The organism is Kitasatospora sp. NPDC048298 (assembly GCF_043201465.1).
Classification (GTDB): Bacteria; Actinomycetota; Actinomycetes; order Streptomycetales; family Streptomycetaceae; genus Kitasatospora.
In genome coordinates, this window is record NZ_JBICYZ010000031.1 from 16,531 (window position 1) to 26,838 (window position 10,308).

11 protein-coding genes are annotated in these 10,308 nt (G+C 75.5%); 6 read left to right on the forward strand and 5 right to left on the reverse strand.

The genetic code is table 11. The features are described from left to right. The first annotated feature begins 89 nt into the window (after nt 1-89). Nucleotides 90-2,990 (forward strand): FAD-binding and (Fe-S)-binding domain-containing protein, encoded by a 2,901-nt coding sequence (locus tag ACGF0D_RS22695; RefSeq protein ID WP_392918919.1) that lies wholly within the window; start codon nt 90-92, stop codon nt 2,988-2,990. Here ACGF0D_RS22695 and ACGF0D_RS22700 read toward each other — a convergent pair. Together ACGF0D_RS22700 and ACGF0D_RS22705 are read right to left on the reverse strand one after the other, a co-directional pair. Further along, nucleotides 2,987-3,490, reverse strand: coding sequence for a hypothetical protein (locus tag ACGF0D_RS22700; RefSeq protein ID WP_392879874.1), 504 nt, complete (start codon nt 3,488-3,490; stop codon nt 2,987-2,989). The genes ACGF0D_RS22695 and ACGF0D_RS22700 overlap by 4 nt on opposite strands. Nucleotides 3,491-3,532: 42 nt before the next feature. Continuing rightward, nucleotides 3,533-3,859, reverse strand: coding sequence for a hypothetical protein (locus ACGF0D_RS22705; RefSeq protein ID WP_392918922.1), 327 nt, complete (start codon nt 3,857-3,859; stop codon nt 3,533-3,535). 30 nt (nt 3,860-3,889) lie between these two features. Here ACGF0D_RS22705 and ACGF0D_RS22710 point away from each other — a divergent pair, with 30 nt between their 5' ends. The 3 genes from ACGF0D_RS22710 (at nt 3,890) to ACGF0D_RS22720 (ending at nt 5,734) form a co-directional block, all read left to right on the forward strand. Beyond that, nucleotides 3,890-4,345 carry a TetR family transcriptional regulator C-terminal domain-containing protein gene (locus ACGF0D_RS22710; RefSeq protein ID WP_392918925.1) on the forward strand — a complete coding sequence of 152 codons (456 nt, stop codon included), beginning with the start codon at nt 3,890-3,892 and terminating at the stop codon, nt 4,343-4,345. A 32-nt stretch (nt 4,346-4,377) separates the two neighbouring features. Further along, entirely contained in the window at nt 4,378-4,806 is a 429-nt protein-coding gene (locus tag ACGF0D_RS22715; RefSeq protein WP_392879881.1) for a PaaI family thioesterase, read from the forward strand. A 97-nt stretch (nt 4,807-4,903) separates the two neighbouring features. After that, nucleotides 4,904-5,734 (forward strand): SDR family NAD(P)-dependent oxidoreductase, encoded by an 831-nt coding sequence (locus ACGF0D_RS22720; RefSeq protein WP_392918927.1) that lies wholly within the window; start codon nt 4,904-4,906, stop codon nt 5,732-5,734. A gap of 89 nt (nt 5,735-5,823) precedes the next feature. On the opposite strand, the gene ACGF0D_RS22725 is transcribed toward ACGF0D_RS22720, so the two are convergent. Both ACGF0D_RS22725 and ACGF0D_RS22730 read right to left on the reverse strand, forming a co-directional pair. After that, the gene (locus ACGF0D_RS22725) at nt 5,824-6,273 is read right to left on the reverse strand and encodes a CBS domain-containing protein (protein WP_392879887.1); all 450 of its coding nucleotides are present in this window, start codon (nt 6,271-6,273) and stop codon (nt 5,824-5,826) included. Nucleotides 6,274-6,375: 102 nt separating this feature from the next. Beyond that, nucleotides 6,376-7,368, reverse strand: a complete 993-nt coding sequence (locus ACGF0D_RS22730) for a slipin family protein (RefSeq protein WP_392879889.1) — start codon at nt 7,366-7,368, stop codon at nt 6,376-6,378. 148 nt (nt 7,369-7,516) lie between these two features. On the opposite strand from ACGF0D_RS22730, the gene ACGF0D_RS22735 reads away from it, so the two are divergent. Then, nucleotides 7,517-8,305, forward strand: coding sequence for a uracil-DNA glycosylase (locus ACGF0D_RS22735; protein WP_392879891.1), 789 nt, complete (start codon nt 7,517-7,519; stop codon nt 8,303-8,305). Nucleotides 8,306-8,418: 113 nt separating this feature from the next. Here the strand turns inward: ACGF0D_RS22735 and ACGF0D_RS22740 are convergent, their stop codons facing one another. After that, nucleotides 8,419-9,297: a CHAD domain-containing protein gene (locus ACGF0D_RS22740; protein ID WP_392918930.1), complete on the reverse strand. Its 879-nt coding sequence runs from the start codon at nt 9,295-9,297 to the stop codon at nt 8,419-8,421. Nucleotides 9,298-9,498: 201 nt separating this feature from the next. Here ACGF0D_RS22740 and ACGF0D_RS22745 point away from each other — a divergent pair, with 201 nt between their 5' ends. Beyond that, nucleotides 9,499-10,173, forward strand: coding sequence for a hypothetical protein (locus tag ACGF0D_RS22745; RefSeq protein WP_392918932.1), 675 nt, complete (start codon nt 9,499-9,501; stop codon nt 10,171-10,173). The last annotated feature ends 135 nt before the right edge of the window (nt 10,174-10,308 follow it).

The window sequence follows — 10,308 nt, forward strand, 5'->3', positions numbered from 1 at the left end:
GCGGTACCCCCGTCGTGCCCGGTACCGGTCCGGCCGGGTGCCTGCGATCATCGGCGGAGCCGTCGCCACACCCGCCCGGGAGGTCCCTGGTGAGCCGTCCGTCCGCCGTACCCGGGGCCGCGCTGGCCCGTGAGCTGGCCGCCGTGCTGCGCGGCGAGGTCCGCTTCGGCGCCGCCGAGCGCACCGTCTACAGTCAGGACGCCTCCAACTACCGGCAGTTGCCGCTGGGCGTGGTCAAACCCGCCGACCTCGACGACGTGCGCACGGCACTGGCGCTGTGCCGAGAGCACCGGGTGCCGGTGGTGGCGCGCGGGGCCGGGACCAGCATCGGCGGGCAGGCGATCGGCCCGGGCGCGGTGGTGCTGGACTTCCGCCGCCACCTCGGCGCGGTGCTGGAGCTCGACCCGCAGGCCCGCACCGCGCGCGTCCAGCCCGGCACCGTACTGGACGACCTCCAGCGCGCCGCCGGACCGTACGGGCTGCGCTTCGGCCCCGACCCGTCCACGCACAGCCGCTGCACCATCGGCGGCATGATCGGCAACGACTCCTGCGGCTCGCACTCGCTCGCCTGGGGGCGCACCGCCGACAACGTCGAGCGGCTGGAGCTGCTGCTCGCGGACGGCACCGAGCTGACCGTCGGCGGACGGCTCACCTCCCGGGAGCGCGCCGCGCTCGCCGCGCGACCCGGAAGGGTCGGTCGACTCCATGCCGAGCTGCAGGATTTCACCGACCGCAACCTCGCCGTCATCCGGCAGGGCATGCCACAGCTGCCCCGCCGAACCTCCGGCTACCCGCTGGACGCGCTGCTGCCCGAGCACGGCCACAACCTGGCCCGGGCGCTCACCGGCACCGAGGGCACCTGCGCGCTGCTGCTCGGCGCCACCGTCCGACTGGTCGAGGACCCGCCCGCGCGGGCCCTGGTGGTGGCCGGCTACCCCGACGAGGGCGCCGCCGCCGACGCCGTCCCGGCGCTGCTGCCCCACGGCCCGCTGACCGCCGAGGGCATGGCGGCCGACCTGATCGCCGCGCTGCTCGCCGCCGGGCCCCGCCCGCCCGCACTGGACCGGCTGCCCGCCGGCGAGTGCTGGCTGTTCCTGGAGACCGGCGGCGACACCCCGCTGGCCGCCTACCAGGCCGCCCGCCGACTCGCCGACGAGGTGCGCCGCGAACGCTCGGCCACCGTCGCGCTGGTCACCGACCCGGTCGAGCAGCGCCAGCTGTGGGCCGTCCGGGAGGCGGGCGCGGGGATCGTCACCCGGCTGCCCGGAGGCGGCGAGGCCTGGCCCGGCTGGGAGGACTCCGCCGTCCCGCCCGAGCGGCTCGGCGACTACCTCCGGGACCTGCGCGCCCTGCTGCGCCGGCACAGCCTGCGCGGTGTCCCGTACGGGCACTTCGGCGACGGCTGCGTGCACCTGCGGATCGACTTCCCGCTCGACGAGCCCCAAGGGGTGCTGGTCTTCCGGGAGTTCCTGGAGCAGGCGGCCGACCTGGCGGTCTCGTACGGCGGTTCGCTCTCCGGCGAGCACGGCGACGGGCAGGCCAGGGCGGAGCTGCTGCCGCGCATGTACCCGCCCGAAGTCATCGGCCTGTTCGGCGAGTTCAAGCGGATCTGGGACCCGGAGAAACTGCTCAACCCGGGCGCCCTGGTCGACCCCCGCCCGCTCGACGCCGACCTGCGCTTCGTCACCGCCCCGCGCCGCACACTGCCGCTGGCGCTCCCGTACGAGCAGGACGGCGGCAGCCTGGTCAAAGCGGTGCACCGCTGCGTGGGCGTGGCCAAGTGCGTGGCCCCGGGCAGCGGGGTGATGTGCCCGAGCTACCTGGCCACCGGCGAGGAGCGGCACTCCACCCGGGGGCGGGCCCGGCTGCTCGCCGAGATGCTGCGGGGGGACGCGGTCGCGGACGGCTGGCGCTCGCAGGAGGTCCGCGAGGCGCTGGACCTCTGCCTGAGCTGCAAGGGCTGCGCGAGCGACTGCCCGGTGCACGTCGATATGGCAACGTACAAGTCCGAGTTCCTGTACCAGCACTACCGGCACCGGCCGCGTCCGCTCGCGCACTACTCGATGGGCTGGCTGCCGCTCTGGCTGCGGGCCGTCGCGCTCGCGCCAGGGGCCGCCAACACGCTCGCCCGCTCCCGGGCCGGCGCTCTGCTCAAGCGGCTCGGCGGGATCGACCGGCGCCGGGTGCTGCCGGTCTTCCCGCCGGAGACCTTCACCGCCTGGTACCGGCGGCACCGCGCCGGCGGCGGCGCCCCGGACCGGCCGGCCCCGGCGGACGCCCGGCCGGTGCTGCTGTGGCCGGACACCTTCTCCGAGCACCTCCAGCCGAACGTGCTGCGCTCGGCCGTCGAGGTGCTGGAGCACCTGGGCTTCGACGTCCGACTGCCCTCGGGCCCGGTCTGCTGCGGGCTCACCTGGTACTCCACCGGCCAACTCGACACCGCCCGATGGGTGTTGCGGCGCAGCCTGCGGACGCTGGACGGAACCGGGCTCCCGGCCGACACCCCCGTGGTCGGCCTGGACCCGAGCTGCACCGCGACCCTGCGCGAGGACCTGCCCCGACTGCTCGGCACGGAGGGCCGCCCGCTCGCCGACCGCACCCGCACCTTCGCCGAGTTCCTCGACGAGTACGCCCCCGACGCCCCGCTCCCCCGGATCCGGCTGGACGCCCTCACCCAGACCCACTGCCACCAGCACGCGGTGCTCGGCAGCGCCGCCGACCGCCGGGTGGAGGCCCGGCTCGGGCTGAACAACCGGGTGCTGGAGGCCGGTTGCTGCGGGCTGGCGGGCAACTTCGGCTTCGAGCAAGGGCACTTCGAGGTGTCCGAGGCGATCGCGGAGCGGGTGCTGCTGCCCGAGGTCCGCGCCGCCGGGCCGGAGACGGTGGTGCTGGCGGACGGCTTCAGCTGCCGAACCCAGATCGCCCAACTCGCCGACGGGCGGCAGGCCCTGCACCTGGCGGAGCTGATCGCCCGGGAGCTGCGCCGCTAACGCGCGTGCCCGGCGAGGAAGGCCCCGGCGTGTGCCGCGGCCTCCTCCCGGGTCCGGTGGCCGGTGGCCGCCTCGCCGGCCGCGCCGTCGGCGCCGGTGGCGGTCCAGCGCCAGCCGTCGGAACCCTCCACCAACTCGGCTTCACCACCGAAGAGTTCCAGCGACCCCGGCCGCGTCGCCGGACGACTGACGGCCTCCGGCCACTTCTTCCGGGCGCCCTGCCGGGTGATGCCCCAGACGGCACCGAGCTGCTCGTAGCTGGCACCGTAGGAGCCCGCGGTGGCGGCCGCGCCCGCGGTGAGCCGCTTGACCTCGGCGTCCACCAGCTTCCAGGCGGACAGCACGGAGAGGGCCACCTCGACCGGCTCGGCGTTCCACATCCGCTCCGCGGGCAGGCCGGTCGCGCGGGCGCGCACGGCGGCGGCAAGGGGGTCGAGGGCATCGAGAAGGGCCTTGGCCAGCTCGGCCCGTTCCTCATGGGTGATCTCCGCGATCGTCATGGCGACAACTTTAGTTACCGGATCCGATTTCGACAACAAAAGTTACCGACGAAGCCGATCCCCGAGTGACGGGCTCGAACCCCGCCGCTCCGGCGCGAAAGGGATCCCCGAGGAGAGCCCCCGCCGGCCGACCACCAGGGCCTCCCCCAGGAAGCCCACGCCGATCGACAGCTGGACCGGCCGGGCGTCCGCAGCCAGGCCGAAGTGCGCGGCGAGCGCGGCGAAGCCGGCCATCAGGGCCAGCGACAGCGCCGCCACGAGGAAGGTCCACCCGGTGTAGCGCTGCCAGAGCACTCCCTCCCGCCCGTAGACCCGTACGGTCGCGCCGCGCGCCGCCCCCAGCGCGACGCCGAGCGCGGCGCCCGCCACGATCCATCCGTAGTCGGCAGCCCGGAGCTGATGATCTTCGCGATGGGCGAGCTGGCCCACCGGATCGAGGCCCGCATCCGCGTCCACGCCGCCGCCCTGCTCGACCCTGCCGCCGCCGGGACCGACCGGCGCGAGCGGACCGTCCGACTGCTCGCCGAGACCCTCCCGCTGGACGCCGAGCGCCGGGAGGAGTCCGCACTCTGGCTCTCCTTCGTCACCGCCGCCCGCACCCGGCCCGGCCTGCGACCCCGCGCCGCCGAACTGCAGGCCGGACTCGACGACTTGGTCAGCCGCATCCTCGCCGAGTCCGCACGCGCCGGCGGCCTGGCCCCCGGCCTCGACCTCGACCTCGAGACCCGCCGACTCTCCGCCCTGCTGGACGGCCTCGCCCTCCAGGCCGTCCAGCACCCCGACCTGGTCGGCCCGGACGAACTGCGCGGGGTGCTGCGCCGCCACCTCGACACCCTTGCCGCGCCGCACTCCTGACGGAACGTCGACTCCCCCGGCACAATGGCGCGATGACCCTCACCACCGCCGACGCGGACAAGCTGTTGACCGAGCACTTCGCCCCCTGGGTGCGGGACCTGGGGCTGTCGACCGTCGAGACCGGCGAGCGCCACGCCGTACTGCGGCTGCCCTGGACCGACCGGCTCGCCCGCGAGGGCGGCGCGCTGTCCGGCCAGGCGCTGATGGCCGCCGCCGACACGGCCTGCGTGATCGCCCTCTCGGCGGCCCGCGGCGGCTTCGGCCCGATGACCACCGTCCAGCAGTCCACCACCTTCCAGCGGGCCGTGCTCGCCCAGGACGTCCTGGTGCACGCCCGGATCACCAAGCTCGGCCGCCGGATCGCCTTCCTCGACATCACCCTCATCCCCGAGGGCGCCGAAAGCCCCGAGGACACCGGCGACCCGGCCGCCCACGCCACCGCCGTCTACGCCCTGGGGTGACCCGACCACCACCCGGGTGTCACACCGCCGTGCCCGCCGGTGTCCTCATGCCGCCAGGTCATCGGGACCCCGTCATCGGACACAGTGGAGCGCACACATGAGCAAGGTCTGGTTCGTCACCGGTTCCTCCCGCGGCCTCGGCCGCGCCTTCGTCGAGGCGGCCCTGTCCCGCGGCGACAAGGTGGCCGCGACCGCCCGCGACACCTCACGGCTCGCCGACCTGGTCGCCGCCCACGGGGACGCGGTGCTCCCGCTCCCGCTGGACGTCGCCGACCGGGACGCCGTCCACCGCGCCGTCCAGCGGGCCCACCGGCACTTCGGCCGGCTCGACGTCCTCGTGAACAACGCCGGCTACGGCCTGTCCGGCGCCGTCGAGGAACTCTCCGAGGAGCAGCTGCGCGACCAGCTGGACACCAACCTGTTCGGCCCGCTGCGGGTCGTCCAGGCCGCACTGCCCCTGCTGCGCGCCCAGGGCTCCGGGCACATCGTCCAGATCTCCTCGGTCGCCGGCGTCGCCGCGTTCCCGCTCGGCGGCGGGTACTGCGCCTCCAAGTGGGCCCTGGAGGGCCTGAGCGAGACGCTCGCCCAGGAGGTCGCCGGGTTCGGCGTCAAGGTGACCGTGGTCGAGCCGGGCAGCTACGCCACCGACGCGGTCGCCTCCGCCGTACGCGCCGAGGCCGACCGGCACTACGACGGGCTGCGCGCGGCCTTCGCCGCCCACGCCGCCTCACTCGATGTCGGCGACCCGGCCGCGGCGGGCCGGGCCCTGCTCCGGCTCGTCGACGCCGAGCGGCCGCCGCTGCGGGTGTTCTTCGGCACCCAGGGCCGACCGATGCTCCAGCAGGTCTACGCCGACCGGCTGGCCGGCTGGGCCGAGTGGGCCGAACTCTCCGTCGAGGCGCACGGCCCCGCCGCCCCGGCCGCCTGACCGGCACGACCGCGACCGTGGCTCCACCCCGGCGGGGGCCGGGGCGGGGCCACGGCCCACGTTTGCACGACGGTGTCAGCCCTGGGCGATCAGCCCTGGGCGGCCCCCGCGGGCGCCTCCTCCGCGCAGACCGCCGCCACGAACTCGGCCACCCGCGCCTGCGGCAGACCGCGTGCGATGTCCGCCTCGCTGATCATGCCGACCAGCTTGTGCTCCGGGTGGTTGATCACCGGCAGCCGGCGCACCTGGTACTGCTCCATCACCCGCAGCACCTGCTCGCAGTCCTCGTCCGCCTCCACCGTCATCGGCCGCCCCTGAGCCAGTTCGCCCGCCGTCACCGACGCCGGGTCGCGACCCTCGGCGACGCAGCGCAGCACGATGTCCCGGTCGGTCAAGATCCCCAACAGCTTGTCGCCCGGCCCGCAGATGGGCAGGGCGCCCACATGGCGTTCCCGCATGATCCGGGCGGCAGCCGCGAGCGTCTCGTGCTCGCGGATGCACTCCGCGCCCGGGTGCATGATGTCGCTGGCTATGGTCATGGTCCGCCTCCTGACCTGGCTTCCCTTCCCACGTCCATCGTGGTCCGGGTGGATCGCCGACGCCACCGGGGCCGTCCCGCCCGTCCCGCCCGGGCGGTGTGCTCAGCCCCCTCCGCCCGGCCCGGTGGCCTCGTCCGGCTCGACCCGACCGTCCGGCGACTCCGTACGGTTCAGCGGCGAGCGATCCAGCACCTCCTCCAGCGGCGGGAGTTCGTGCCGGGGCTGGTCCGGTTCGAGCTCCTCCTCCGGGACCTCGCCGCTCTCCACCGCGTCCTCCGCGGCCTTCGCCCCGGCCGCGGCCGCGGCGGCCGTGAGCAGGTTCCGCTGCTGGACCTCCGTCGCGCTGTCCAGGAAGCGCAGCAGCTCCACCGGGAAGGGCAGCACCAGCGTCGAGTTCTTCTCCGCGGCCACCTCCACCACGGTCTGCAACAGCCGCAGTTGGAGCGCGGTCGGGGTCGCGCTCATCACCGCGGCGGCCTCCGACAGCCGCTCCGAGGCCTGGTACTCGCCGTCCGCGGTGATGATCCGGGCCCGCCGCTCCCGCTCGGCCTCCGCCTGCCGGGCGATCGAACGCTTCATCGACTCCGGCAGCGCGACGTCCTTGATCTCCACCCGGTCGATCTCGATGCCCCAGCCCAGCGCCGGGCTGTCGATCATCAACTCCAGCCCCTGGTTGATCGGTTCCCGGTTGGCCAGCAGGTCGTCCAGCTCGCTCTTGCCGATGATCGAGCGCAGCGAGGTCTGCGCGACCTGGGAGATCGCGAAGTTGTAGTCCTGCACGTTGACGGTGGCCTTCACCGGGTCCACCACCCGGAAGTAGACCACCGCGTCCACCCGCACGGTCACGTTGTCCCGGGTGATGCCCTCCTGCGCCGGGATCGGCATCGTCACGATCTGCACGTTCACCCTGTGCAGCCGGTCCGCGACCGGCATCAGCGCCACCAGCCCGGGATCGCGCACCTCGTCGCGCACCTTCCCGAAGCGGAACACCACGCCCTTCTGGAACTGCTGGACGACCCTGATGCTCGTGATCGCCCAGATCGCCCCCAGCCCGGCGAGCCCCGCGAGGGCACCCAGCACCGAATCGACGATCATCGCGGCCTCCTTGCGGCCTGCGCGCACACCGGCACGTCCGGCCGCCGCCGACCCGGACCGGCCGGGGACCGCCGGAGCAACTGATTCCACGCTACGCCTGCCCGGCCGGGGCCGGAACGAACGTCCGGGAGCCCCTAGGATCTCGGCCATGCCGACCGTGGCCGCACCCTCCTCCCCCGCCGACGACCCCGACGACCCCCGGCACCCCGCCGAGGCGGCCGCCCGGGCCGGCACGCTCGCCGCGATGGACCGCGTCGTCACCGGCTGCCGGGCCTGCCCGCGCCTGGTCGAGTGGCGCGAGGAGACCGCCCGCACCAAGCGCCGCGCCTACCAGGACTGGGACTACTGGGCCCGCCCCATCCCCGGCTTCGGCCCCCCGGACGCCCCGCTCGTCCTGGTCGGCCTCGCCCCCGCCGCCCACGGCGCCAACCGCACCGGCCGGATCTTCACCGGCGACCCCTCCGGCGACCTGCTCTACGCCGCCCTGTACGAGCTCGGGTTCGCCAACCGCGCCGAGTCCGTCCGCCACGGCGACGGACTGGAGCTGTCCGGCGTCCGGATCACCGACCCGGTCCGCTGCGCCCCGCCGGACAACAAGCCCAGCACCGCGGAACGCGACACCTGCCGGCCCTGGATCAGCCGGGAGCTGGAGCTGATGCGCCCCACCGTGCGCACCGTCGTCGCCCTCGGCGGCTTCGCCTGGCAGGCGATGCTGCCGGTGATCGCGGACGCCGGCTGGCAGGTCCCGCGGCCCCGCCCCGCCTTCGGCCACGCCGCCCTGGCCACCTTCCCGGCCCGCGACGGCGGCCCGGAGCTGCGGATGTACGGCTGCTACCACGTGAGCCCCCGCAACACGAACACCGGTCGGCTGACCACCACGATGCTCCGCGACCTGCTGCGCGAGGCGGCCCGCTCGGCCGGGCTCGACCCCCGGTAGCCCCAAGCGCCGCCGCGCCCGCAGGTGCACCCGGGCGCCGACCGACCACGACACCGCAAGGCGCGCCTGTGCCCCGGGGCACGCCGCCCGGGCGGTCCCACGCCGCCCGGGCGCTAGCCGAACCGGGCCAGCTTGCGCTTGCCCGCCCGCCGCCAGACGTCCGGCAGCCGTCGCCGGGCGGCTTCCTCGGTGGCCAGCTGGCGGCCGTACAGGACCCCGTATCCGAACGGCTCGCCGCTGCCCGCCGCGCGGGCGGCGAGCGCGCCGGCGGCGACCACCGCGTCCTGGTGCTCGCCCAGGACGTCCTGGACGGCCTTCATCCGCCGCGCGTAGCGCTCGGCCCGGGCGCCGATCGCCGCGGCGGCGGTCTCACCGGCGTAGCGGGCGCGCTTGGCCGCCTTGCGGGCCTCGTGGAGGGCGACGGCCCGGTCCGCGGGCGCGGCGGCGAGGGCGGTGCGGACGCGCTCGGCGGTGCGGTGCTGCTCGCGGGCGGCGATCCGGGAGAGCTCCGGGACTGCGCTGCGGGCGGCGCGCGGTTGCAGCGGCGGGTCGGCGAGCAGGGTGGTGAGGGCCTCGCCGAGGGCGCGGCGGCGGGGGCTGTCGAGGGCGGCGACCACCTCGGGCCACACCTCGCGGTACTCGGCCCGGCCCCACCGCTCCAGCGCGGCGGCGACCCGCTGCGGCTCGCACTCGGCGGGCAGCTCGCGGGCCTCGGCGGCCAGGCGCTCGGCCAGCACCTCGCGGTCCCGCGCCGCGCCGAGGGCGGCGGCGAGCCAGCGCAGGTCGGCGACCAGCTCGTCGGTGGCACCGGGGGTGAAAAGCCGTCGGAAGGTCCGCAGGGCGCTGCGCAGCCGGCGGCAGGCGACCCGCATCCGGTGCACGGCGTCCGGCTCGTCCGCCCGGACGGCGTCGTCCAGGCCGGCCAGCTCCGCCGTCTGCGCCTCGATGCGGGCCAGCAGCACCTCCCCCACCGTGGGCTCGGGTCTCGCCATGCGTGCTCGCCCCCTCGTCGGGTCAGCGGGAACGTCTTCCAGGCTAATCCGCGGACGGCCGCTGTCGACCGGGCGGCAGCCCGGCGAGTGACCCCCGGCCGAACTCGTGGCCGACCTCGCAGGCTACTGAGCGCGCGTCAGCCGCACCAGGGACCTACGGGCCCTCGTGCCGGGTACGGACCCCATGACATACTCCGGAGCGTGACGACCTCCTCCCCCACGACCAGGGCCCTGCGGGCCGCGGTGTTCACCGCGCTCGCCGTGCCCATGGCCGCGCTGGGCCAGGTCGTCATCACGGGCCGCCCGCTGCCGCTGACGCTGGTGGCCTCGGCCGGTGCCGTCGTCTTCCTGGTCGCCGCCGTGCTGGCCGGCGGGGAGCGGCGGATGCTGCACATCTCCGGCGTGATGGTGCCGGTCGAGCTGCTGCTCAACACCACGTTCAACCTGGGCCAGGCCGGCTGTTCGCCGGTGCTGACCGGTCAGGTGCCCGCACGCGGGGTGAACCTGCTGGTCTGTGGCGGCGGTTCGGTGGACGGCTCACTGCTGGCAGGCCCGCTGGGCCACGCCGGGCAGCTGGCCCCCGCCGCGACCCAGCTGCTGCTCCTGCTGGTGCACGTGGTGATCGCCCTGGCCGCCTCGGCCTGGCTGCGGATGGGCGACGCCGCCCTGTCGGGTCTGGCCCGGGCGCTGTGCGCACTGCGCCAGTCGCTGGCCGCCCCGCTGCACGCCCTGGTCGTCCTGCTGGTCCCGGCTCCGGTGCGTCCGGTGCTGCGGGTGCCGCTGCCGGAGTCGGACCGTACCCGGCCGCGCCGCGAGGACGTGGTGCTGAGCCCGGCGCCCCGGCGTGGCCCGCCCGCCTTCGCGCCTGCCTGCTGATCACCTCTCCCGGCTGATCCCCTCTCCGGGCTGATCACCCCCGTACCCGGCCGAACGGCCCCGGTACGCCCGCAGGCAGTGCGCACGACTCCCGCGTTCACCGACCCCGCCGCACCCGGTGCGGCTCCCCGCGCG